Here is a 25,370-nt window from a genome sequence, read left to right as displayed (position 1 = left end):
GATTTGCAGTGTGAGCATTTACAATCCCGCGTTTAGCTCTGATAAATATGACGAAAAAATCGCTGCTACTCTTCCTTATTATGAAGATTTTTATAAGCAGATTTCTGATATTCTTCACTGTTGTTTTAATGAAAAAATAAGCTGGCTTGACCTTGGCTGTGGAACCGGCAAAATGGCTGAAACAGCTTTTCGGGAATTTAGTATAGAGCGTTTTGTTTTTTGCGATATCTCTGAAGATATGATAAATATTGCAAAATCACGCTTTAAAAATACACATTCGGAATTTATTATTTCACCAACTCAAAACATCAAATTCTCAGAAGAATTTGATGTTGTAACATCTATTATGGTAAATCACTTTTTAAGTGATTCCGAAAGGCGTTTAACTGTTTCTAATTGCTTTAAATCTCTCAAAAAGAATGGCTTATTTATTTCCTTCGAAAACTTTGCTCCCTTTACACAAGCTGGCGAAAAATTATTTTTGGAGCGTTGGAAACGCTTTCAGATTAGAAACGGAAAAAATCCTCAAGATGCCGAAAATCACATAAATAGATATAAAAAAGATTATTTTCCATACACGCTATCACAAATTATAGAATTATTTAAATCAGCAGGCTTTAAACAGACAGAAATAATCTGGCTTTCTAATATGCAAGTAGGAGTCATTGGAATTAAATAATATTTTGAGAGAAAATATATAATATTATGAATTGCTTAATATGTGAGAGAATAGAAATGATTAAAAACGGTATAAATCCATATTTTGTTTGTGAACTCGAAACGGGCTATGTCGTCTTAGGCGACCATCAATGCTTTAAAGGATATACGCTGTTTTTATGCAAAAATCATGCGACAGAGCTTCATCAACTTCCGCATGATTTCAAGATGAAATATCTTGAGGAAATGTCACTCGTTGCTGAAGCTGTTTATAACATCTATAAACCGGAAAAAATGAACTATGAGCTTCTCGGAAACGGTGATTCTCACATTCATTGGCATTTATTTCCGAGAGTTGAGGGAGATACTCCGACAAAAGGCCCTGTATGGTGGCTTCCGAGAGAAGAAATGTGGAATGATAAATTCCGTCCCAGCAAAGAAGAATTAGAGCTGAGAACCAAAGAATTAAAGAATGAAATTATCAGATTGAAAGGATTTTCAGAATGAGTATTACATATAAACAAGCAAATCTTGACGATATAGAGCTTTTAGTAAAATCAAGAATAATCGTTCTTCGTGAAGCTAACCACTTAGATGATTCCGCAGATATGTCAGAGATTGAAACTCAATCTTATGATTATTACAAACAAGCTATTCCAAATGGTGAATGTATAGCCTATCTCGTTTTTGATGATGATAAGTTAATCGGCTGTGGCGGAGTTAGCTTTTTCAGAGTTATGCCGACCTGCCACAATCCTACCGGCAAAAAGGCTTATCTTATGAATATTTATACCATTCCCGAATATAGACGAAAAGGTATCGCTTATAAAACGCTTGATTTACTCGTTAAAGCGACAAAGGAAAAAGGGGTTAAACATATTACTCTTGAGGCTACTGCTATGGGACGCCCTATGTACGAAAAATATGGTTTCACAAAAATGAATGATGAAATGGAATTATTATAAAAATCAGAATAAAAAGGTAGTCAATTCTAACCTGCCCTATAATTAGTCAGCTTTTAATCTGACTTTTAGGTGCAAGCATCAGAATTGGCTACCTTTTTATTTTAGATTTTACTTAGTCTTATGGTCTATCAGAAAATTCTGAAACCTTTTTTAGATTTTTTATCAGCGTGTTTTGGTTGAGCTGTTGTTTGCTTTACACGCTCTTGTGAAGTTGGTGCTTTTCGCTGATTTTGTGCAACTCGCCTTGCCTCTGAAGGTTTTTGGGAACCTCTCTGTTGATTCGGGTTTGCATATCTCGCACCACCACTTGAACGCTGTGGCTGTGCAGGTCTCGTTTGTCTTTTAGGAGCTTCTGCATAGCGAATCTGCTGTGTTGGCTGTCGCTGTGGTTGTACTCGCCTTTCGACTGTATGCTGTTCCGATTGACGAGGCGGTTCTGTTGGTCGCTGTCTTTTTGGAGGAGCTTCTGCATAACGAATCTGTTGCGTTTGCTGTCGCTGTGACTGTACTCGCCTTTCAGCTGTATGCTGTTCCGATTGACGAAGCGGTTCTGTTGATTGCTGTCTTTTTGGAGGAGCTTCTGCATAGCGAATTTGCTGTGTTTGCTGTCGCTGTGGCTGTACTCGCCTTTCAGCTGTATGCTGTTCTGATTGACGAGGTGGCTCGGTTGGTCTTGGACGATATGTCTGTGAAATTTTCTGCTCTTCAGAATGTCCAACCTGTTGTTTTTTAGGGACATCAGAATATATTATTCCCTGATGCTCTACTTCTTCATACTCCTCTTTTGGTTCAGTAACCTTTTTAGGCTGCTGTTGTAATTTCTTTTCAACTGGATTTGTAGTTTTTTCAACTTTCTCTTGCTTAGGAGCTTGTTTTATAATAGGCTGCGGCTCAGGTTTTGGTTTTACTTCTCCAAAACCTCCTTTAACATCAGCAGTAGGAATTTTATTACTATATTCAAAATCGTAAATTGCATTCGCAATGCGCTTGCAGTTATTTCTATCATCAAACGCAAAAAATTCTTTTCGGCGTTTGAGATATTCTGCAGATACCTCAAATTTTGAATTTATTGCTGAAATAACCTTTTCTACAAGTTCATCTGAATCGATAATCACATCACCAAAACCATTCTCACAATAGCTAAAGGATGAAATATTATTTTGTAAAGAAACGCTTGGATTTTGATAGTAAATTACAGGTTTTCGCATATACGCAAAATCAAATGCTATATTGCTGTAATCCGTAATCAGCATAGCTGATTTTTCCACTGTTTCTTTATATCCTAAATTTTCAAATGATGAAACAGAAACATATTCGCTCTTATTCCATAAATATTCCTGCTTGGCAAGCTCTTCCGGCAAAATCAAAATAAGATTGCATTTATTTTCGTGAAGCGCTGAAAGAAGCTTTTTATCTGCAATAAACGAATTGAACACAGAATAAAGCGGTTCTGTCGTGAAATTCTGGTAACCAATATGGGCATATTTTGCAAAGCCTCTGCGCATAGCCGGGCATACAAGAATCTGCTTTGATGGCACCGACATAAGAGTATCCATATGAGGATAACCAAACGCAAATAGGTGCTTTTGGTCATATCCATATATTGGGTGAATAAGTCTTTCATATTCTTGTTCAGAACTGCAAAAACGCAATGCTGTATTATCGTACATCTTGTTCTCAAATTGCGCGGAACGAAGCATAGATACTCCATCGCCAAAGGAAACTATATCTGCCATAAGCAAATCTCGATAGTAGATTTCCTCTCCATCTTCAAAGCCAAGATTTTTATAAACATTATGTCCGTTTGAAATTATCACATCGGCATTCATTGCAATAATTTTTTGAGTCAAAGTACCACTTGCAAGATTGTTGCTTTGGAATGCTGTCATAATAAAACTATCGTCAGGGTTAATCTCCCTATGCGAATAGAATACCTCTATACCTCGCTTATCGTGCAACGAGTTGATGTAGTTATATATATCGTGAGCATCTTCCGAATTGGCATTCTTACTATCGCACATAAGCCAAATTCGTCTTTCAGCATATTTTTCAATAGTTGAATGATAGCGCTTTCTAAGACGCTTAATTTTTAGATATTTCTGAACAGGAACTGCTTTCTTTACATCAGAAAGGAAAAGCCTCTCATGGTGGCTCTGCATAAAAGATGTTGCTCTACGAATTGTTATAGAGCGTTTTTCCAAATCAAAGGTAATCAGTCTGCCACCTGAAACACAATAGCTATGCGGAAATTTTTCAGTAAGGTGAGCCGCCGTTGCACCGAAGGAAAATCTTAGCTTATAGTTTATCTTATCAATAGAAATATAGAAAGAAATAACTGTCATTTCCTTTATATTTTTAAGTGGAACAGTAATTGTAAAACCGTGATCTTTATCAAAAGGGATTTCAAAAAGAGTTTTAAGAGAATAGAAAGGATAGTCCTTAAATGGTATTTTTTCTCTATTTGAAACAGCAAACAACTTATATTCTATTCTATCAAGGAACGAAATATCTGTAACACAACCACTTATATGAAGATTAGAACCTTCAGCCTTAAGCGACATAATCTTAACATCAATATGTTCTGATGATGAAATCAATGCACCGCCAAGAGTTGCTATAAACCCACCATTTGTTTTCATCTTACGGGGACGAAGCGATGCATCTCTAAATTCAAACTGACTTAAATTTCCGATAGGAAAGAAATCCAAGTCAGGCTTTAGTGCCTTATTATGATATTTCAACCTAAGCATTTTAAAAGTGAGCGTTGATGGGAACAAAGCTCTTCTTGCTATATTTCTATTAAGAATAACGGCATCGTCTATATTTTTCATAGCATCGCTTATAAGGTTAAAAAAATCATTTACACCATTAGGACCCATAGTAAACATATATCTTTCGCCAAGCCCACAAGCAAGCTTTATGTAAATTAAATACATTACCATATTCATAATCACAGCAGAATTACCCTTTGTTTCGAGCATAGGTATAGCAAATCTCATTATAGAATCTGTGAAATATGATTTATTATACTGTTCCTTTAGGTTTTTTATATCATTCTCGGCAGGATATGGCGATATAAATTTAAACTTTGATGTATAAACATAAGAAGCGATATGATAGAAATAATCAAGGATAAACGCCATTGTAAAATCACTTGAAAGGCTTTTTTTGAAACGAACATTAGTAATGGTATCGCTTCTAAAAAAGTATGCCCCAAGAATAAGACTTAATTTATCAGGATTAGTTTTAAGTCGAATTGTTCCGTCTTTAGCACCGAAATTATACGGAACCAAGCTATTTCGGCGTTTAGAAGTTTCAGCGGCAATACATATTGCAGGAGCTTTCATAAATGCAGGTTCTTCTGAAAGTCTTTTAAGTGCTTCGTGAGAATATTCATCTCCGGCACGAATAAAGCTTACATAACTTCCTGTGCAAATAACTCTTGCATCGCTAAAGCACTCTGCCATATTTTCGCCTTGGCAGTCAACAAAATATATATTTTCAGGGTAATCATCGGTGTATTTAAGGCATAACTCGGTACTCTCTTTTGTTACAAGAGAGTCGATTAAAACAATTTGTATGCTATTGCGGAAAAATTCCTTATCAGCAGTAATTGATGCAATAGTAGCAGGCAAAAGTTCCTCGTTATCTATATACACACTTATACTGAATTTATAATCTTTAGCCATACCCTACCCCGATTAAACACTATATACTTTAAATAATTCTGAACTACAATTCAGAATTTTGAAAATTACTCAAGTCCGTACTTCAATTCCTCACGAGCAAAGCTCTTATATCTCTCATAATAATAGTGTGAACGCAATGTCAATAAATCTTCAGGCGTTGTTACTTTGATATTATCACGCTCACCTATATAAATATGAATTTCCTGTCCAAGCTCTATAAGAAGCTCGCTTGAAGATGTAGGCGAAACTATTCCACGCCTCTCAGCCTCAAGGTGTGCTCCCATAATCTTTCTCATAGTATAACCCTGTGGAGCTTGGGTTATATACATAGAACCTCTTGGCAATGCCTTAGAGCAGTGTTCTCCGTCATCGCTCCAGAGAACAGAATCTATACTTGGCGTTACAGGAACTGCTGTTTCATATTCTCTTGCAAGTTTAATGCAATTTGAAATAAGCTGTTCACTCATAACCGGACGAACACCATCGCAGATAAGAACAATATCTTCAGGCTTTGTAAATTCATCTACACGAACAAGTCCATTATGGATTGATTCGTGACCTGTTGAACCGCCCTTAACTATATCAACTATTTTGGCAACCTTCCACTTTTCAATAAGCTTCCAAAGTTCATCAATCCAAGCCTCAAGGCAGGAAATAACTATTCCGTCAACCTCTGGGTGTTTTGAAAAATTTTCGAGTGTTCTTATAATAATAGGCTTTCCGTCAACCTCAATAAACTGCTTAGGAATATCGGAGGTTTTCATACGAGTGCCAGTACCTCCTGCAAATATCATTGCGTTTACCATAATTTCAACCGCCCTTTAATTTTATAATTATATATTTAATTATGCTCTAATAATGACAAATCAAACTTAAGTTGTCAAGATATTTTTCTTTAAGCTTGCATTTATTATAATACAACTCCTACCTAATGTCAATTTTACGGCTTTTATCGCTTTTGCAGAGTTGATTTTTTAGGACTGTGCATTTTTAGTTTCAAAAAATAAATATATACAAATATCTGACAAAAAATCGTTTTGTTAGGTTAAACTAACACAAATTCGTATACACCGCTTGACTTTATAATAATTCTATGCTATTATAGTTCCGCTGGTTAGTTTAGACTAATTATGAAATTGTTTTATATTAGATAGAATATAACAAACTTTATATTTTTAAGTTGAGGTTAGTTATATCTAATTCCATAATTTAAATGGCTTTCTCTTTGAATTTCGGGAAAAACTATTTATAAATAGTTTACTTTGGAGGTGTAGAAAATGCTTGCTAATTTGCTTGTAGAATATTGCTCTCCTACTCTTGCAGGAATCAAAACTGCAAATCTTTTTAACTACCCATATGGTTCACATTCTCGTGCAGAACTCGCCTTTATACTCGCTCTTTGGAACAGACGGCTTAATTCTAAAGGTGTTTCACTAAAGATTCTAAGATTTTCAAAAGGAAACGCTCTGCTTTATGTATATCGTGAAAAGCAGCTTAAAGAGGATTTCAACAAAAATGGCGTTGCTGAATTTCTTTTCTCTTGTGGATATGATATTACTAATATTCAAGGTTGTATCGAAAGACTAAGCAAAAGAATTTGCGAATCAAAAAGCTTCCCTCACGAGATAGGTTTGTTTCTTGGGTATCCTATTGGAGATGTTATGGGGTTTATCGAAAACAAAGGAAAAAATAGTCTATACACTGGCTTTTGGAAGGTTTATTGCAATAAAAATGAAGCTCTGAAAACCTTTGAAAAATATAAAAAGTGCAGAAAGGTCTACCAGAAGTTATACAATGGAGGAAAACCTCTTATGTATCTCACCGCCGCAACTGTGGCAAAATAATTTCGCGTATTTTCGCATTAGATAAAATCTGGTGCGATAATATATACATATCTAATATTTAGAAAGGTTGAATTTATAATGAGTAAAATAGCAGTAGTATTTTGGAGCGGTACAGGCAATACAGAAGCTATGGCTGACGCTGTTGTTGAAGGCGTAGAGGCTGCCGGTGCAGAATGCTCTAAATTTAGTGCAAGTGATTTTAATGGCGGAATGGTAAATGATTTTGACGCTATTGCTTTCGGTTGCCCTTCAATGGGTAGCGAACAGCTTGAAGACAGCGAATTTGAGCCAATGTTCAACGATTGTGAATCTAATCTCAAAGGCAAGAAAATTGCTCTCTTTGGCTCATACGGCTGGGGCGATGGCGAATGGATGAGAAACTGGCAAGCAACTTGCGAAAATGATGGTGCGGTTCTTGTTGCAGAACCTGTTATCTGCAATGACGCTCCTGAGGCAGACACACTTGAAGCTCTTAAAGAGCTTGGCAAGGCTCTTGCATAATAAATCTTAATCTGATAAGTAACATACAAAAAGCTAAGCAGTTTTATTCTGCTTAGCTTTTATATTTTATTTAATATAGTTTTGATAAAAATTAAAAGTTTCGCTCTAACTTATATTAATATTATGTGATAAGACGAATGAATATCGTTCGTCCCTACATAATTAAAAACTTTTAAATGCAAAAATGCCGTATCCCGATTGAGATACGGCATTTTTATGATTACTAAATTTGAAATTAAATTTTATATTCTATGCCTATTTAAGCTGGTTTTTGTTCCAATAGTCAAAGTCACTTACGTCCTTCGATTTTTCATTATCTTCATCGAGATAATGTTCACTGTTTTTAAACATACCCTTACCGATAGTATACCCTTGGTCTTTGGACATTTTATTGCCAACAACTAAAAGTATGATTACAATAATTGCAGTTATTACATATACCATCAGAATAACCTCCTCAAACATGGAGAATAAACTTATAAAATCAGATTAAGCCTTGCCGACAGAACCGAAGAGTTCCATCTTTTCCTTAACAGTAGCTTTGATAGCCTCAAAGCCCGGTGCAAGAAGCTTTCTTGGGTCGAAGCCCTTGCCCTCGAGGTCCTTACCTGCTTCGATGTACTTTCTTGTAGCATCTGCGAATGCAAGCTGGCACTCTGTATTAACGTTAATCTTAGAAACGCCAAGAGAAATAGCCTTCTTAATCATATCTGCAGGGATACCTGTACCACCGTGAAGAACGAGTGGCATAGCACCTGTGAGCTGTTGAACAGCATCAAGAGTTTCAAAGCTAAGTCCCTTCCAGTTTGCAGGATACTTACCATGAATGTTACCAATACCAGCTGCGAGCATTGTTACGCCGAGGTCAGCAATCTGCTTGCACTCGTTAGGGTCTGCACACTCGCCCATACCGATAACGCCGTCTTCTTCACCACCGATAGAACCAACTTCTGCCTCGATGCTGAGTCCCTTCTCATTGCAGATAGCAACGAGTTCCTTTGTCTTTTCGATATTTTCAGCGATTGGATAGTGAGAACCATCGAACATAATTGAGCTGAAGCCAGCCTCGATGCATTTCTTTGCACCTTCGTAGCTGCCGTGGTCAAGGTGAAGAGCAACAGGAACTGTGATGTTGAGTTCCTCGAGCATACCGTTAACCATACCCACAACTGTCTTATAGCCGCACATATACTTACCTGCACCCTCTGAAACACCGAGGATAACTGGTGAGTTAAGCTCTTGAGCAGTAAGGAGGATAGCCTTTGTCCATTCGAGATTGTTGATGTTAAACTGACCGACAGCATAATGACCTGCCTTTGCCTTTGTAAGCATTTCCTTTGCATTAACTAATGGCATTTTTATCACACTCCATAATTATTTACGCATTGCTACTTTATATTCGCCTTGCGTTGCATATATATTATACAATATTCTGATGAAAATATAAAGCCTTTTCCCTAAAAAATATGCAAATAGATTTTAATGTTAAAAGTTTCAACTTTAAATTATCTTTAGTTTAATTCTTTAAGGCAATCTTCAACAGCCGCTTTAAGAGCTTTGAGTCCCTCTATAAGAGTTTCTTTGTCAATTACAAGCGGAGGCATAAGTTTTACAACAGAATTGTCTCTACCTGCAAGCTCTATTATAAGTTTATGGTCAAATGCCTTTCTTGTAACCTTATCGCTGAAATTCTTATCAGGGAATTCTGAGCAATCAATACCCCAGATAAGACCAATTCCACGAAGCTTCAAACGGCTATCAAGTGGAAGAATTTCTTTTTCGATAAATTCCTTAACGATAGGTGCTTTTTCCTGAACTTGCTTTTCAACCTTATTTTCGAGCATATATTCAAGACCGGCTTTAGCGGCAATGAATGAAAGCTGATTGCCTCTGAAAGTTCCGTTATGTTCGCCCGGTGTAAAGCAGTCGATTGCAGGATTAACAAGTGTCAATGCGAGCGGTAAACCATAGCCACCGATTGATTTTGAAAGGACAACAATATCAGGAACTATTCCAGCTCTCTCAAATGAAAAATATGTGCCTGTTCTTGCACAGCCAACCTGAATATCATCTACGATAAGAACTATATCATTATCATCGCAGAATTTTCTTGCAGCCTTTAACCATTCTACATCAAGAACATGAATTCCGCCCTCAGCCTGAACTGTTTCTATAACAAGTGCTGCCGGCTTCTCTATACCTGAATGGTCATCGTCAAGCAAATCTTGCATATACTTAATAGTATCAAAACCAGGATACATATAAGGAGCAGGAATATGTGTTACATCGTTAAGCTTAACACCTGCACCCTTTCTTGCTGCTGAATCAGTTGTAAGAGCCAATGCACCAAGAGTCATTCCGTGGAAACAACCCATAAGAGAAAATACATTGCTTCTTCCCTTTGCCTTACGAGCAAGCTTTAAAGCAGCCTCGACTGCATTTGTACCGGTAGGTCCTGGGAACATAACCTTGAAATTCAGTCCTCTTGGCTTGAGAATGTTTTCTTCAAGATATTCAATAAGCTCTCTCTTTGGAGTTGTATACATATCAAGAGCGTGCATAATGCCGTCATTCTCAATATATTCAATAAGCTTTGGCTTGATATAATCATTATTATGTCCGTAGTTTACTGCACCTGCACCGCAGAAAAAGTCGATATATCTTTCGCCGTTCTCGTCATACATAAACGCACCCTTAGATTTCTTAAAAACTGTAGGAAATCTTCTGCAATATGAACGAACGCTGGATTCATAGTTTTCAAAAACTTCGGTATTCATAAATTCATACCCCTTCCAATTATAAGTTGTTTTGTTCTGGCAAAATGCCATTCAAAACAAGTTGCTTTCTAACAGAATAAATTTTAGACCTTATTTATCCCTTTGTCAATGTTTAAACAATAATATATTGAGCTGCCAGATGTAAAAATATTGTCAAAGAAAGCCAATAATTTTATTACAAATACAGAATACTATTGCCTTATGAAGTTAACTTGCCTCTACCCATTCTTCGCCTATAATTTCTGCTTCAACACTTCCACAAGTTACATCTGCAAGTTCTTTTATAAAAGGCTCATATTTATCCTTTGGCAAATAAAATTCCAAGCCAACACAATCTGTAAATTCACTATTGTATATATTTCCACCAAATGACGGAACTAAACCTGAAAGCTTACCATACTGGTTATAATCACAGTTCAAAGCAACTTTTAGGGATTTTTCCATTGTAATTATTCCGCCTGCATTAACGGCAATGGACGCTCCGTGAGAATATGCTCTGACAAGTCCTCCACCGCCAAGAAGTATTCCGCCGAAATATCTTGTAACTACTACCACAACATCAACGATTCTGGCTTTTTGCAAAACATCAAGTACAGGAATACCCGCTGTGCCCTGAGGCTCTCCGTCATCGGAATATCTCTTTATCTGACCATTACGCAAAATATAAGCATATACATTATGAGTTGCGTCCCAGTGGATACGCTTTTTTTCGTTTATAAAGTCGATAGCTTCTTGTTCCTTTTGAACAGGCTTGATATAACCTATAAATTTTGAACGGCGTTCGACAAATTCGTCCTGAGCTTCATTTTTAATTGTTTTATATATCTCCATAAAATATCCCACCAAACAAAAAAGACGACACAAACTGTGTCGTCCTTTCATAAAACATAATTATTTGCCCATGCCGTAACGCTTTCTGAACTTATCGACACGACCGCCTGTATCTACGAGCTTCTGTCTGCCTGTAAAGAACGGATGGCACTTTGAGCATATTTCAACACGGATATCCTGCTTTGTGGAGCCTGTTTCGATAACATTACCACAAGCACAGGTAATAGTTGTCTGCTTATAATTTGGATGAATATTCTCTTTCATTTCGGTTCACCTCTTTCAACACTGCTACATAACAAAATCAATTATACCACAACAAAACAGAAAATGCAAGATAAATTTCAAGAAAAATCTATAATAAATTAACGCAAGTTTGATAATAGATGTTGGTTAATAATATTTTTTAAAATTATCAAAAATATACTAATGATTTAAGTGTAGGATCAAACTGTGTTCGCCCATATGGTAGCTCATCGGTAGTTTCCACATTCGCGTCAATTAACTTACCATATACACTACGAGCGAGACTTATCGAGCGATTACGCGTCTCGGCTGTGGCGACTTGCCACCTCGAGCGAAACTTTTATTTGTCTAAATAAGTGTATTAGCTAAACAATAGTCTTCTAAGATGTAACAATTATTTTTTAAGAGCATCTTCTATAAGATTTGCTGTTCCAATATCTTCCTTTGGAATCTGATAGAGGTCGTTGCCCGGATATTCGTTTGCTTCGATAACCGCAAAGCCCTTTTCTGTAATGCAAATATCCCAACCGACATATCTCATCTTAGGCATAACCAAAGCAAGGCTTTTCGCATAATCAGTAAGTCCAGACCAATTTGGAATTGTAAATCCAAGAATCTGAGCGTTTGTATCCGGATGATTGCTGAAATATACATTGCTCTTATTTCGAGCCTTATGCTCAATTTTTCCGGTTTCTATATTTATAGGAGCTGTTATTCCACCATGGTTGAAGTTATCAACAACATTTCCGCCTGTTCCTATTCTCATATATGCACCGACAATAGACGGAACATTATTATCGCTAAGCACTGTAACTATTCTTATTGTATTTACAGATGAAGGGTAAATTGCTGAAATTTCGGCACTTTGCTTTACAACTTCTTCAACAAGGTAGCTTTGATTTTTCATAAGATAGTCATAAAGTTCATGTACACTATATTTTCTTGGGTCTAAAATCTCAATTCCTCTACCACAGCACAAGCCTAAAGGCTTTACTATAATCTGTTCCTTATTTTGAATAAATTTGGCGAAATCAGCTTCATTATTTCCATCAAGCAAAATCCATTCACGGCAAAGGTACTTATCAAAATGCTTATTAAATTCAGCTTTATCAGAGAAGATTCCGACATACTCCTTATCATTAAGACGGCGGACATATGCATCATTTTTGCCACGAGTAAGAATTTTTGCTCTTTCTTCATTGCTAAGCTCATACATCTTAAAAAGCTTATAATCCATATAGCCAGCCTGATATTTCATTCCGCACTTAACTATATCTGTAAAAGCTGAAATTCTGCTCTTTCCGCTTGCCTTATGAACTTCGCCTGCTGTTTTCATAAGATTTTTATAATCAAGAGTCGCTATACGCTTAATAAGAAACCCGACTTTTCCCATATTATAAACACCAAACCTTTGATAAAATTATTCCGCTCCCATAAGAAATTCTGTGCCTTCACGCTGAAGCCTTTTTAATCTGTCAGCATATGCATTATTGATTTCTTCTTCATAAAGTAAGCTATCATTGAGATTCATTGACCTTAATAGGTACTTTAAAAATTGCGGATTAAGCATAATAAACGGACCAAGGATATATGTTCCAAAGAAATTCTTATAATGAACGCCTTCGTTCTTGCTATCAAGGTTTATTCCAAAACCACCCTCAACACTTATAAATGGCTTTTCGGTAGCCTTTCCATGCGAGAATGAGAACTGCGATTTATGACCTACTATTTTAATATCTTCACCTTTTTCTGTTTGGAAATCTCCAAGGAAAAAGCAATTTCTTCTATCATTCATCTGACGCTTTGAATAAAAATCTATAGCGCCAAGACATTCTATTTTTTTGCCGTCATCTTCTATATGGTCGCCGAAAATTTCAAAGGAATTTCCGGTTGCAAGAAAGAAAGTTCCATTATCTACAAGCTCTTTGATTTTATCCTTATATGGCATAAGATGTTTAATTGCAAATTCCTGATTTCTTTCTGACATAGAACCCATACAGATTATATCAACTTTTTCGCTAAGAAAAGCGGGTTTATCATTATTTGAGGTAAAAACTGTCTGACTATCCGGAATACACATAGCAAGATATTTAGCGTTGTAATAATCTCCGTAAAGATTAGAAAGTTCGGGGTAAAGTACTTCTATTTTCATATATCCTCCTTATTGGCTCATTGGTTTGTGATTTTTTCTTTAATTTTGTCCTTAATCTTCTTAGCTCTGAGAACTGTTGTAACATCGTGCAGAACATAGATTGATTCGATTCCGTCTGTTGATACATAATCCGGAATAGTTTGTTCATCAAAAACGCAAACGGTTTTTTCAACAGGGATTCCTGCAAGACGCAAACGAAGCTTATAATCAAGGTAACGCTGACCTGCAACGATAATCTTTTTTATATTCTCATTGTTGAGATATTCAAAATCAGTTTCATATAACCAAGTGATTGTTTCAATATTAGGGTCATCTCCGTAATGTTCATCAAGCAAAAGAATAAGCTCTTTCTTTGATGGTTCTTTTGCGAGATATTCAAATACGGTAGAGGCCGCAGAAACATTCTGTCCTTTTGCGGAGAATGTGTACATTTTTATCTTGCCCAAATCTTCACAGGCAACTCTGTTTTCAGGAAGCTTAATATGCTTAATATGCTCAGCAATAACCTCCGGGGAATATCCAATAGTACGGAAAAGTGTGATGATAGCCATAATATTAAAGGCATTAAAAATTGTATCAGAAACAAGCGGATATTTAAATTCTCCGTCCTTTTCTTTGACAAGCATTTCTCTTTTATCAAAATCAAGCTTAGTTCCAATGAAATCTCCTGTCTTGGATTTCAAACCGCAATTAGGGCAATAGAAATTTCCGATTGCACGATAATGGCGGTAATTAAATACCGGAACAGTTCCACACTTAGGACAAACAGGGAAGTCTGAAACATTTGTTTCAAAAACATCAGCGTGTTGGTCCGCTATTGCAAAGAAACGCTTATTGTTATTTTCGCCTAAGAAACTACTATTCGGGTCATCAGCATTAAGGATAAGCGTAGCATTTGGAAGCTTTGATACGCCTTGATTTATTCTGCTGAAAATAAGGTCCTGATGAGCATTTCTTCTTATTGAGTCACGACAAATATTAGTTACTATAACATAATTCGGTTGAATCCACGGCAAAGTCTTATATGAAAGAAGTTCATCAACTTCAACAACTGCTGCGTCTTTAGTAGGTCTGTTGAAAATACTTACAGCATCAAGCAAGCATCTTGCCTGTCCTGCCTTATAGTTAGCTCCCCATGTATTATACGCAACCTTTTTTCCCTCAAGATTTAATATATTGCTGACAAGATTTGATATTGTTGTTTTACCGTTTGTTCCTGTAACAGCGACAACAAGCGGTGGTTTCTTAACTCTATCAAGAAAATTCGGGCAAAGTCTGAGAGCAAGAATACCCGGTCTGTCGTCACGCTCTCTGCCTGTATGCTTAAATAAAAATAGGCACAGCTTTGATGCCCAAAGGCTAATAATAAATCTCAGCATATAATAATTTCCTCCTAAAATAAAAAACGATTTAATCAAATCATATTACAAAATTATCTAATTGATTATACAATACGCAAGAGCAAAAAACAAGTGGCAAGAAATCAGGCTTTTTCACGATTTCACCCTGTAATTTTAGTAAATTTACAGGGTAAATTAAATTTATTACTTCTTCTGACCTTAACATATTTTACAAAGTTTACATCGAAAAACAAGCTAATTATATTTATAGAATAAAACCCACTTCAAAATAGTTGAAAGATTATTCTCTGTGTGATAAAATTGGTATAGTTTTGTAAAATGACTGTTCATAAAATGAAGGGAAGATAATTATGTGCGGATTATGCGGATTTACTGGCGAAATAATCGACAGAGATGATGTCCTTAAAAGAATGACCGATGTTATCACTCACAGAGGTCCTGATAGCTACGGCTACTATACAAGCGACAAGATTTCTATGGGCTTTCGCCGTCTTAGTATTATAGACCTTGATGCAGGTAGTCAGCCTATATATAATGAAGATAAATCACTCGTTCTTATGTTTAACGGAGAAATTTATAACTATAAGGATTTGCGTAAGGAACTTATGGAGGCTGGTCATAAGTTTTATACTCAGACAGACTCCGAAGTTCTCATCCATGCCTTTGAAGAATGGGGCGAGGATATGCTTATGAAGCTCCGAGGTATGTTTGGTTTTGCAATTCACAACACAAAGGACGGCTCTTTATTTATTGCAAGAGATTTCTTTGGCATAAAGCCTATGCACTACGCTATGGTTGACGGTTCTTTCGTCTATGCCTCTGAAATTAAGAGTATTCTTGAATATCCGAAATATAAAAAGAAATTCAACCATAAGGCTCTTGATAACTACCTTTCTTTCCAATATGTAGTTCCGCCTGAAACTTTCTTTGAGGGCATTTACTGTCTTTTACCGGGACATTACCTTTGGTATAAGGACGGCAAGGTTACTACTACAAGATATTTCGAGGCTACTTTTAAGCCTGATGAATCACTCACACTTGATAAAGCTGTTGATGAAATCGAGGCTGTATTTGAGGATTCTGTTAATGCTCACAAAATCAGTGATGTTGAGGTTGGTTGTTTCCTTTCAAGCGGTGTTGACTCAAGCTATGTTTCAACATACTTTGCTGACCAAAAGACATTTACTGTCGGTTTTGACTTCGGCGACCACTACAACGAAATAAGCTGGGCAAAGCGTCTTTCTGAAAAAATCGGCGTTGACCACCACACAAAGCTTATCGGCTCTGATGAATTCTGGGGGGCTGTTCCTAAGGTTCAGTATCAGATGGACCAACCTCTCGCAGACCCATCATGTATTGCACTTTACTTTGTTTCAAAGTTAGCAAGTAAATATGTAAAAGTTGTTCTCTCAGGCGAAGGCGCCGACGAACTTTTTGGCGGATACACTGTCTATAATGAACCTCATGTATTTAAGCTCTATCAGAAGATTTTCAACCAAAAGGCAAGAACTGCTTTAGCTAACAAGGCTCGCAAGATGCCACACATCAAGGGCAGAGGCTTTATTCTTCGTGGCGAAAGAGTTACTGAAGAAAAGTTCATAGGTAATGCTTTCCTATTTGATGATAAAGAAAAAGATGAAATCCTCAAGGATACTTCAATCGTAACTCGTCCACAGGACCTTTGCAAAAAGTTTTATGACAGAGTTCGTGGCTATGATGATGTTACCAAGATGCAATATCTCGATATCAACCTTTGGATGGTCGGTGATATTCTTCTCAAGGCTGACCGTATGAGTATGGCTAACTCTCTTGAACTTCGTGTTCCGTTCCTTGACAGAAAGGTTTTTGAGGTTGCGAGAAAGCTTCCTACAAATCTTCGTGTAAATAGAAAGAACACAAAGTATGCAATGCGTATGGCTGCTCTCCGTCATCTTCCAAAGGAAACTGCTCAAAAGGAAAAGCTTGGTTTTCCTGTTCCTACAAGAGTTTGGCTCCGTGACGAAAAATTCTATAACATTGTTAAGGATATGTTTAAATCTGAAACTGCTGAAATGTTCTTTAACACTGATGTTCTTGTTGAGCTTCTTGACGAGCATTTTCACAACAAAGAAGATAACAGCCGCAAGGTTTGGACAATCTATGTTTTCTTACTTTGGTATAACATCTATTTCGGTTCTGATAAAGTAATTCCTCCAATCCCTGAAAATCAGATTGATGACTAAGGCTGAGGATAATATCTTTAATCTCTAAAATAAAATTTAAACTTTTAGCACTTTAAAGATAATAAAATAACCCCCGCACTATGATTTCTATAATCAATGTGCGGGGGTTATTTATTTACAAGAAGTATATATCAAGTAGCTATGCGACTTTTCTGTAATATTAAAGAAATTAGTCAGCGTACTTGTTATCAGTTGCATTCCAAGAATACATCTTTCTAAGCTCTGCACCGACCTTCTCGAGTTCATGAGAAGCCTTGATAGCACGAGTTGCGTTGAAGTGTGCACGACCATTCTTGTTCTCTGCAATCCACTTTGTAGCGAATGTACCGTCCTGAATCTCTTCAAGAACCTTCTTCATCTCAGCCTTTGTTTCAGGAGTTACGATTCTCTTACCTGTCTCGTAATCACCGAACTCAGCTGTATCAGAAATAGAATATCTCATCATAGAGAATCCACCTGTGTAGATAAGGTCAACGATGAGCTTCATTTCGTGAATGCACTCGAAGTATGCATTCTCCGGTGGATAACCTGCTTCTACGAGTGTTTCGAAACCAGCCTGCATCAAAGCTGTAACGCCGCCGCAAAGAACTGCCTGCTCGCCGAAGAGGTCTGTTTCTGTTTCGATTTGGAAAGTTGTTTCCATAACTGCTGCACGAGCTGCACCGATACCAGCACCATATGCAAGAGCGATGTCAAGTGCATGACCTGAAGCATCTTGATATACAGCTACAAGAGCTGGTGTACCCTTGCCTTCTACATACTCAGAACGAACTGTGTGTCCCGGAGCCTTTGGAGCGATCATGAATACGTCAACATCCTTAGGAGGTGTAATTTGCTTGAAGTGAATGTTGAAGCCGTGAGCAAATGCGATAGCCTTGCCTGCTGTGAGGTTTGGTTCGATATCTTTCTTATAAATATCAGCCTGCTTCTCGTCAGGTGTAAGAATCATAATGATATCTGCCTTCTGAGTTGCTTCTGCTGTTGTATAGACCTCGAAACCAAGCTCCTTAACATGGTCCCAACGGCGGCTGCCCTTATAAAGACCAATGATTACATTAACGCCGCTATCTCTGAGGTTAAGAGCGTGAGCGTGGCCCTGTGAACCGTAGCCAATGATAGCAACAGTCTTACCCTTAAGAACATTGATGTCACAGTCTGCCTGATAGTAGATTTTCGGTGTGAATTTTGACATAAAAATTACCTCCGCTTTTCTTAATGAAAAATAAAATATATATGAATCCTTAAACCGTTGTTTTAGAGCCTTTTTCGATGGCTACTGTACCTGTGCGAACGATTTCTCGGATACCATATGGCTTGAGTAAATCGAGCAATGTTTCAAATTGCTCATGAGTATCTGCAAATTGAAGAGTAAGAGTATTAACCGCAACATCTACGATTTTTGCACCCATAAGCTCTGCAATTTTCATTATATCAAGTCGCTGCTTTGCAGGGCAGTTGACTTTGATTAAACTAAGCTCACGACTGATAAATTCGCCCTGAGCATAGGTTCTGACTTTTATTACGGGAATAACCTTGTTAAGCTGTTTTTCAAGCTGTTCAACAACATATTCATCTCCGTCAACAACAATAGTCATACGAGAGATTGAACTGTCTTCTGTAATTCCAACCGCAAGGCTGTCGATATTGAAGCCTCGCCTTGAAAACAATCCAGAAACCTTAGAAAGAACACCGGCTTGGTTTTCAACGAGAACAGAAAGTGTATATTTCATATAATCCCCCTTATCTCGATGGTGTTTCAGGACTTGCTTGGCAAATAAGCACATTAGGCTTGTCTGATTCAAGCATTTCTGCAACAGCATTTTCGGCTTCTTCGTTTGTTGTAGCAACATAGGCTTTGATTCCATATGCATCAGCAAGCTTCGCAAAATCAGGAACATTGCCAAGTATAGTCGCAGCATATCTACTTCCATAAAGCTTGTCCTGAATTTCTCTAACCATACCAAGTCTGCCGTTTTGCATAATGATAATCTTAACATTTATGTCGCTTTGTACAGCAACTGCCAGTTCCGACATACTCATCTGGAACGAGCCGTCGCCACAAACAACAAATACATCTCTTTCAGGACGGGCAAGCTTTGCACCAAGAGCAGCCGGAAGAGAATATCCCATAGTTCCCATACCGCCTGTGGTCAGGAATCTGCCGTCTGAAATTTTGAAGTTATTTGCACACCAGATTTGGTTTTGTCCAACATCAGCAACAAGAATTGCTTTTCGTCTAAGCATCTCTGAAAGTCTTGATATAAAGGTTCTCGGTTCAACAAAGCCCTCGATAGGCTTAATTTCCGGCTCTTTCCAAGACATAAATTCGTTTTTCCACTCATCAGAAACATGATAGTTAATCTTATCTCTCATAACAGTGATAACATTTTTCATATCTCCGACAATCGGAACGGTTGTCTGTATGTTCTTGCCGATTTCGGCAGGGTCAATATCAATATGAATAACCTTTGCTCTCTCTGCTACCTGATGTGGAGCGGCAACCGCTCTGTCACCAACTCTTGCTCCGCAAAGAATCAAAAGGTCTGTTTCAAGCAAAGCTCTGTTTGCACGAACTGTACCAAATGTACCAAGCATACCAAGATATTGCTTATTATCTGACGGCATAACGCCTATGCCCATCATTGTTGAAACAACCGGAATACCTGTTTTATCGGCAAATTCTGCAAAAACGGGTTTGGAACCCGATGAAAGAACTCCACCGCCCGAACATATTACTGGTCTTTTTGATTCAGCAATAAGTTCTAAGGCTCTTTTTATCTGTATAGGGTGTCCTTTAACACTTGGCTTATAACCTATAATATCTACATCTTCCGGATATTCAAAACCTGAAATCTTATTTTGCTGTATATCAATCGGAACATCAATCAAGACTGGTCCGGGTCTGCCTGTTGTAGCTATATGAAAAGCTTCCTTAAAAATTCTTGCTAAATCATTTGTATCCTTAACAAGATAGCTATGCTTTATAAAAGGTTCACAAGCACCTGTAATATCCGCTTCCTGAAAAACATCTCGTCCGATTAAGTCTGAACGAACTTGTCCTGTAATCGCAACAATCGGAATGGAATCCATATAAGCTGTTGCAATACCTGTAATAAGGTTTGTTGCACCGGGACCAGAAGTCGCAACGCATACACCAACCTTACTTGAAGCACGGGCATAACCGCTCGCTGCATGAGCTGCATTCTGTTCCTGTCTTACAAGAACTGTTCTTATATCAGAATCATATAAGGAATCGAAGAAAGGGCAGATAGCTGCACCAGGATATCCAAATACAACGGAAATGCCCTCATTTACGAGACACTTAACCATAATATCAGCACCGCTTATCATATCCTGACCTCCCTTTAACTTTTAAAATAGATTTTCGTTTAGGTTTTATTATAGCATTTTGCAATTTTATAGTCAAGAGTTTAGCAAGTCACTTAGCATATTTATTCATAAAAAACTTTTTCTATAATGCTAAATAAGCATAATTAACCTATTAGCATAAAGCTTTTAACAGAATAAAATAAATGGGCGAACATAGTCCGCCCACAGATTGTATAAAAATTATTTGGATTTAAAAATTACACAAAATAAAAAATCTTCTTAAAAATAAAATTTGTTTTTAAGAGTAGAATGTAATAAATTTTATATTATAGAAATCACAGGCAAGTATATCATCTGTTCCCTTTGGATTAAGCAAAATGAAGTTTGCACCAACCGCTAACAAAAAGCCATCTTTAGTTACAAGTTGATTTGTGCCAACAAGAAATTCTATACTGACATTTCTTCCTATTTGCGAACGAATAAATCCATTTAAGTATTGTATGCTCTCGGCTGTTATCGGATATGGCTGATTATATTCAAGTATCGGCTGAGATGAAGATGTCTGAGTCATAGTACCTGAACTGCTTGTCGTACCCATATTCATAGAATTATCATTCGTAGGGTAGCTTGATGCTCCGGTTCCAGGTGCCGTCAACATTTGAGAACCGCTTGTACCTGAATTTCCCATACTTGAGCCACTCATATTTGAGCTACTCATTCCTTGTTGAGTTTGATTATTCATTGCATTTTGTCTTGCCGCCTCTGCACGGGCATTTTGAAGATTATATGATGCTATCTGCTCAAGTGACGGAAGGTTCGGGTGATAGTTTGTTGGAGCAGAAGCGTTCTCCGAACCACTGAAAGAAACTCCATAATATTGAGCAAGGTCTATTGCATAATCATCGTTCATGCTATTATTCATAAATATCACCTTTACAATAAAAATTATCGAAAATCAAGTCTGAGCATATTTTTCTGTTGGGACATAGAAACAATGGTCGCCTATTCTATTAAATGCGACACCTATTCCACCAACAGGAAAATATGTTGGGCATCTGGCACTATATGGATTCATAAAAAATAAACTATTGGCGACCGGGTTAAAAAGATTTCCGTCAATCGCCCAATCTGCAATCTCATAGCTTTCGGATGATGGAGTTATATTATAAACATTTTGCGGATTATATTCTCCGCCAACTGTAGTCATCATACATACGAATTGGCCTGCTTGTTCAATAATTGCACGAATATCGCCGCCGTTGCTTACTCTCGCAAATTCACCATAAGGCACTGTCGCACGATTCATAATAACTGTTGCAACGGCTTTCATGCCGTCTTCTCCTTCTCCGCCCGCTTCACATTCTATAAGTCTTGCAAATAATTCCCGTGTATCCACAGAATCATCCCCCTTGGAATCTCCTGAAAGGTTTGTCGGAATCGACGCCTTGATATATGATATGCAACATTGCTTTGTTGCGTGAGAATATTTTCAGGACAAGAATGAACTAACTCAGATTGTCCCTACACTTAATCTGTTAATTTTCCATAAATGCGTAGAATTTCTATAAATTCAGTTGACTTTTTTAGGCTCAATGCGTATAATAAATATTAAGAATAATCCCGCAAAAACTGTGAAGGGAATAAGATATATAAAACAAGCAAAGAGAACTGTCGGTTGGTGTAAGACAGCGTTGGCTTTATATATGTATAGCTCATCCCGGAGTTGTCTGCCCGAATATTTAAAGGCAGACCGTAAGGTCCCGTTATAGACCAGAATCTTGTTGGAGATTCGCTGAGGAACGCTTTGGCGTTTGAATTAGGGTGGTACCGCGTGCATTGAATTTTATGCTCGCCCCTTAGCTATTAAGGGGGCGGGCTTTTTTGATGTTTATAACACCCAAGCCTCCTGTCAGCTAATTTGTGGGATAAAATTATTGATATATGGAGGAATTTTTTATGTTAAAAGAGTCGTTCAGAAAATATGCACCGTTTAAGCAAATAAATCTTCCCGACAGAAAGTGGCCTAATAATGTTATAACAAAGGCTCCTATCTGGTGTTCTGTTGACCTTCGTGACGGAAACCAAGCACTTGTAGACCCAATGAATCTTGAACAAAAGCTTGAATTTTTTAAAGCTCTCTGCGATATGGGATTTAAAGAAATTGAAATCGGTTTTCCATCTGCATCTGAAACAGAATATGAAATCTGCCGTAAACTTATTGATGATAACCTCATACCTGATGATGTTACTATTCAGGTTCTTGTTCAGGCTCGTGAACACTTAATCAGAAAAACTTTTGAAGCTGTTAAGGGTGCTAAAAATGTTATCGTTCATTTTTATAACTCAACTTCAACCTTACAGCGTAAGGTCGTTTTCCATAAGGATATGGACGGAATTACAGAAATCGCTGTAAATGGTGCTAAGCTTATCAAAGAACTTACTGAAAATTTTGCAGGAGATACAAATATTCGTTTTGAATATTCACCTGAAAGCTTTTCTGGCACAGAACCTGATAATGCTATTTCAATCTGTTCTGCTGTTATGGAGGCTCTTGGCTCTACACCTGAAAATCCTGTTATCCTTAATCTTCCTAACACAGTTGAAATGTGTACTCCAAATACTTATGCTGACCAAATTGAATACTTTATTCGTAATCTTCCAAATAGAGAGAGCGCTATAATCAGTATTCACCCACACAATGACAGAGGTACAGGCGTTGCTGCTACTGAACTTGCACTTCTTGCTGGTGCAGAAAGAGTTGAAGGTACACTTTTCGGTAACGGTGAACGCACAGGTAATCTTGATATTGTTACTGTCGGTTTGAATATGTATACTCAAGGCGTTGACCCTAAGCTTGATTTCAGCAACCTTCCTAAATATCGTGAAATCTTTGAACGCTGCACAAAAATGCACATTAATGAGCGTCAACCATATGTCGGCGACCTTGTTTTCACTGCTTTTTCAGGTTCTCACCAAGATGCTATCAATAAAGGCTTTGCTTATATGAAAGAACACGATAGCGATATGTGGGAAATCCCATATCTTCCGATAGACCCTGCTGATGTCGGCAGACAGTATGAACCTATCATCAGAATCAATTCTCAATCAGGCAAGGGCGGAGCTGCCTTTATTATGCAGAATAATTTCGGATATAATCTTCCAAAAAAAATGCACCCTGAATTTGGTACTTTGGTTCAAAAGGTTTGTGACGACGAAGGTCGTGAACTTACTCCTAAAGAAGTTTTCAAAGTATTTGAGGATAACTATATTGATATCCATGAAAGATATTCTCTCCTCGGACACACTGTTCTCGAAAATCATGGCAATGATATTATGTACTTCAGAGGCAAACTCAGAATTAGTGATGGCTCTGCAAGTGAACAGATAATAGAAGGCAACGGAAATGGTCCTATTGATGCTTTCTGCAATGCTATAAAGGAAATCGGCGTTACAGGCTATGAAGTTGTTGACTATACCGAGCACGCTATTTCAAGCGGTTCAGACTCTAAAGCGGTTGCTTATATCGGTTTAAAAACTCCTGAGGGTAAAACTATATATGGTGTAGGTATTCACACAAATATCTTTAAAGCATCAATTAAAGCTGTTCTTTGCGCTATTAACAGAGATGTTATTCAAAAAGGGCTTTGATTTCAAAACTTGATCATTTCTATTTACTTAGTATAAAGAAATCAAAAATATTTTAAAGAAGGTAGTTGCTATTTTATAGTGACTACCTTTTTATTATTTGCATATTTTGGAGTAGACATAAAAATCCGCCTGCTGTGATTTCTCACAACAGACGGATTTCTTTCATTTTATGGTCTATTTATTCAGTGCAATTAAATTACTTGTTGTTGATAGCAGCCTGTGCAGCAGCAAGACGAGCAATCGGTACACGGAATGGTGAGCAAGATACATAGTCAAGACCAATCTTATGGCAGAACTCAACAGATGATGGGTCGCCGCCATGCTCGCCGCAGATACCTACATGGAGCTTATTGTTAACTGGCTTACCAAGCTTGATAGCCATTTCCATAAGCTTGCCTACGCCTGTCTGGTCGAGCTTTGCGAATGGATCGTTTTCGAAAATCTTGCAATCATAGTAAGCATTGAGGAACTTACCAGCGTCATCACGGCTGAAACCGAATGTCATCTGAGTAAGGTCGTTTGTGCCGAAGCAGAAGAAGTCAGCTTCCTTAGCAATTTCATCAGCTGTAAGAGCAGCTCTTGGAATTTCAATCATTGTACCAACTTCGTACTCAAGGTCGATGCCAGCAGCAGCGATTTCAGCGTCAGCTGTCTCAACAACTATCTTCTTTACATACTTAAGTTCCTTAACTTCGCAAACGAGAGGAATCATGATTTCCGGCTTAACTGCCCAATCAGGATGTGCCTTCTTAACATTGATAGCTGCACGGATAACAGCCTTTGTCTGCATCTTTGCAATTTCAGGATATGTTACTGCAAGACGGCAGCCACGGTGACCCATCATTGGGTTGAACTCGTGGAGAGAAGCAATGATAGCCTTAATCTGCTCAACTGTCTTACCCTGTGCATCAGCAAGCTTCTTAATATCAGCCTCTTCTGTTGGAACGAACTCATGGAGAGGTGGGTCAAGGAAACGGATTGTAACAGGATTACCTTCAAGAGCCTCGTAGAGAGCCTCGAAGTCGCCCTGCTGATATGGAAGAATCTTCTCGAGAGCTGCTTCTCTCTCTTCAACTGTATCGGAGCAAATCATCTCACGGAATGCAGCAATTCTGTCTTCCTCGAAGAACATATGCTCTGTACGGCAAAG

At 37.6% G+C, this 25,370-nt stretch carries 23 protein-coding genes and 1 other annotated feature; of the genes, 7 read left to right on the top strand and 16 right to left on the bottom strand.

Going from position 1 to position 25,370, the window contains the following annotated elements; translation table 11 throughout:
* Positions 1–10 precede the first annotated feature (10 nt).
* Genes ACLU24_RS03560 through ACLU24_RS03550 form a run of 3 tightly spaced genes read left to right on the top strand, consistent with a single transcriptional unit; the run spans position 11 to position 1,622 of the window.
* Entirely contained in the window at positions 11–679 is a 669-nt protein-coding gene (locus ACLU24_RS03560) for a class I SAM-dependent methyltransferase (protein ID WP_412610379.1), read from the top strand.
* Positions 680–705: 26 nt separating this feature from the next.
* Entirely contained in the window at positions 706–1,164 is a 459-nt protein-coding gene (locus ACLU24_RS03555; protein ID WP_412610377.1) for an HIT family protein, read from the top strand.
* The gene (locus ACLU24_RS03550; protein ID WP_412610376.1) at positions 1,161–1,622 is read left to right on the top strand and encodes a GNAT family N-acetyltransferase; all 462 of its coding nucleotides are present in this window, start codon (positions 1,161–1,163) and stop codon (positions 1,620–1,622) included. Before ACLU24_RS03555 ends, ACLU24_RS03550 begins: the two co-directional genes overlap by 4 nt.
* 128 nt (positions 1,623–1,750) lie before the next feature.
* Here the strand turns inward: ACLU24_RS03550 and ACLU24_RS03545 are convergent, their stop codons facing one another.
* Together ACLU24_RS03545 and ACLU24_RS03540 are read right to left on the bottom strand one after the other, a co-directional pair.
* Entirely contained in the window at positions 1,751–5,311 is a 3,561-nt protein-coding gene (locus tag ACLU24_RS03545) for a CDP-glycerol glycerophosphotransferase family protein (RefSeq protein ID WP_412610374.1), read from the bottom strand.
* A gap of 65 nt (positions 5,312–5,376) precedes the next feature.
* Positions 5,377–6,117: an IspD/TarI family cytidylyltransferase gene (locus ACLU24_RS03540; protein WP_412610372.1), complete on the bottom strand. Its 741-nt coding sequence runs from the start codon at positions 6,115–6,117 to the stop codon at positions 5,377–5,379.
* A gap of 471 nt (positions 6,118–6,588) precedes the next feature.
* Here ACLU24_RS03540 and ACLU24_RS03535 point away from each other — a divergent pair, with 471 nt between their 5' ends.
* Positions 6,589–7,155, top strand: a complete 567-nt coding sequence (locus ACLU24_RS03535; RefSeq protein WP_412610371.1) for a DUF3793 family protein — start codon at positions 6,589–6,591, stop codon at positions 7,153–7,155.
* A gap of 78 nt (positions 7,156–7,233) precedes the next feature.
* Complete coding sequence (locus ACLU24_RS03530) at positions 7,234–7,656, top strand: flavodoxin (RefSeq protein ID WP_412610369.1); 423 nt, start codon at positions 7,234–7,236, stop codon at positions 7,654–7,656.
* A gap of 255 nt (positions 7,657–7,911) precedes the next feature.
* Here the strand turns inward: ACLU24_RS03530 and ACLU24_RS03525 are convergent, their stop codons facing one another.
* From ACLU24_RS03525 to ACLU24_RS03490, 8 genes are all read right to left on the bottom strand, one after another.
* Positions 7,912–8,100 (bottom strand): hypothetical protein, encoded by a 189-nt coding sequence (locus tag ACLU24_RS03525; RefSeq protein ID WP_412610367.1) that lies wholly within the window; start codon positions 8,098–8,100, stop codon positions 7,912–7,914.
* A gap of 45 nt (positions 8,101–8,145) precedes the next feature.
* Positions 8,146–9,012, bottom strand: a complete 867-nt coding sequence (fba, locus tag ACLU24_RS03520; protein WP_022264281.1) for a class II fructose-1,6-bisphosphate aldolase — start codon at positions 9,010–9,012, stop codon at positions 8,146–8,148.
* A 155-nt stretch (positions 9,013–9,167) separates the two neighbouring features.
* Complete coding sequence (gene ectB / locus ACLU24_RS03515) at positions 9,168–10,433, bottom strand: diaminobutyrate--2-oxoglutarate transaminase (RefSeq protein WP_412610365.1); 1,266 nt, start codon at positions 10,431–10,433, stop codon at positions 9,168–9,170.
* Between the two features lie 207 nt (positions 10,434–10,640).
* Entirely contained in the window at positions 10,641–11,264 is a 624-nt protein-coding gene (locus ACLU24_RS03510; RefSeq protein WP_412610364.1) for a YigZ family protein, read from the bottom strand.
* A 60-nt stretch (positions 11,265–11,324) separates the two neighbouring features.
* Entirely contained in the window at positions 11,325–11,528 is a 204-nt protein-coding gene (gene rpmE, locus ACLU24_RS03505; RefSeq protein WP_022264278.1) for a 50S ribosomal protein L31, read from the bottom strand.
* Positions 11,529–11,901: 373 nt separating this feature from the next.
* Entirely contained in the window at positions 11,902–12,900 is a 999-nt protein-coding gene (locus ACLU24_RS03500; RefSeq protein ID WP_412610362.1) for a sugar-transfer associated ATP-grasp domain-containing protein, read from the bottom strand.
* A 27-nt stretch (positions 12,901–12,927) separates the two neighbouring features.
* Complete coding sequence (locus ACLU24_RS03495) at positions 12,928–13,659, bottom strand: hypothetical protein (protein WP_412610360.1); 732 nt, start codon at positions 13,657–13,659, stop codon at positions 12,928–12,930.
* 17 nt (positions 13,660–13,676) lie between these two features.
* Complete coding sequence (locus tag ACLU24_RS03490) at positions 13,677–15,038, bottom strand: MurT ligase domain-containing protein (protein ID WP_412610359.1); 1,362 nt, start codon at positions 15,036–15,038, stop codon at positions 13,677–13,679.
* Between the two features lie 332 nt (positions 15,039–15,370).
* On the opposite strand from ACLU24_RS03490, the gene asnB reads away from it, so the two are divergent.
* Positions 15,371–17,242: an asparagine synthase (glutamine-hydrolyzing) gene (asnB, locus tag ACLU24_RS03485; protein ID WP_412610357.1), complete on the top strand. Its 1,872-nt coding sequence runs from the start codon at positions 15,371–15,373 to the stop codon at positions 17,240–17,242.
* A gap of 169 nt (positions 17,243–17,411) precedes the next feature.
* Here the strand turns inward: asnB and ilvC are convergent, their stop codons facing one another.
* The 5 genes from ilvC to ACLU24_RS03460 form a co-directional block, all read right to left on the bottom strand.
* Positions 17,412–18,434 carry a ketol-acid reductoisomerase gene (ilvC, locus tag ACLU24_RS03480; RefSeq protein ID WP_412610356.1) on the bottom strand — a complete coding sequence of 341 codons (1,023 nt, stop codon included), beginning with the start codon at positions 18,432–18,434 and terminating at the stop codon, positions 17,412–17,414.
* Positions 18,435–18,483: 49 nt separating this feature from the next.
* Positions 18,484–18,972: an acetolactate synthase small subunit gene (gene ilvN, locus ACLU24_RS03475; protein ID WP_022264291.1), complete on the bottom strand. Its 489-nt coding sequence runs from the start codon at positions 18,970–18,972 to the stop codon at positions 18,484–18,486.
* A gap of 10 nt (positions 18,973–18,982) precedes the next feature.
* The gene (ilvB, locus tag ACLU24_RS03470) at positions 18,983–20,593 is read right to left on the bottom strand and encodes a biosynthetic-type acetolactate synthase large subunit (protein ID WP_412610355.1); all 1,611 of its coding nucleotides are present in this window, start codon (positions 20,591–20,593) and stop codon (positions 18,983–18,985) included.
* 277 nt (positions 20,594–20,870) lie between these two features.
* On the bottom strand, positions 20,871–21,494 hold the full coding sequence (locus ACLU24_RS03465; RefSeq protein ID WP_412610353.1) for a hypothetical protein: 624 nt from the start codon (positions 21,492–21,494) through the stop codon (positions 20,871–20,873).
* A 33-nt stretch (positions 21,495–21,527) separates the two neighbouring features.
* Complete coding sequence (locus tag ACLU24_RS03460) at positions 21,528–21,968, bottom strand: cell wall hydrolase (protein ID WP_412610352.1); 441 nt, start codon at positions 21,966–21,968, stop codon at positions 21,528–21,530.
* A gap of 226 nt (positions 21,969–22,194) precedes the next feature.
* Positions 22,195–22,432: a binding site (T-box leader), on the top strand.
* A gap of 96 nt (positions 22,433–22,528) precedes the next feature.
* Here ACLU24_RS03460 and leuA point away from each other — a divergent pair.
* A complete protein-coding gene (gene leuA / locus ACLU24_RS03455) occupies positions 22,529–24,220 on the top strand; it encodes a 2-isopropylmalate synthase (protein ID WP_412610350.1) in 1,692 nt (563 codons plus the stop codon).
* Between the two features lie 196 nt (positions 24,221–24,416).
* Here the strand turns inward: leuA and ACLU24_RS03450 are convergent.
* A partial coding sequence (locus ACLU24_RS03450; RefSeq protein ID WP_412610349.1) for a putative PEP-binding protein occupies positions 24,417–25,370 on the bottom strand: 954 nt, incomplete at its 5' end.

Origin of the sequence: Pseudoruminococcus sp., assembly GCF_047012705.1 — a bacterium.
GTDB lineage: Bacteria > Bacillota > Clostridia > Oscillospirales > Acutalibacteraceae > Pseudoruminococcus.
The sequence above is the reverse complement of the archived record's forward strand: the minus strand, read 5'-3'. Positions and strand labels throughout refer to the sequence as shown.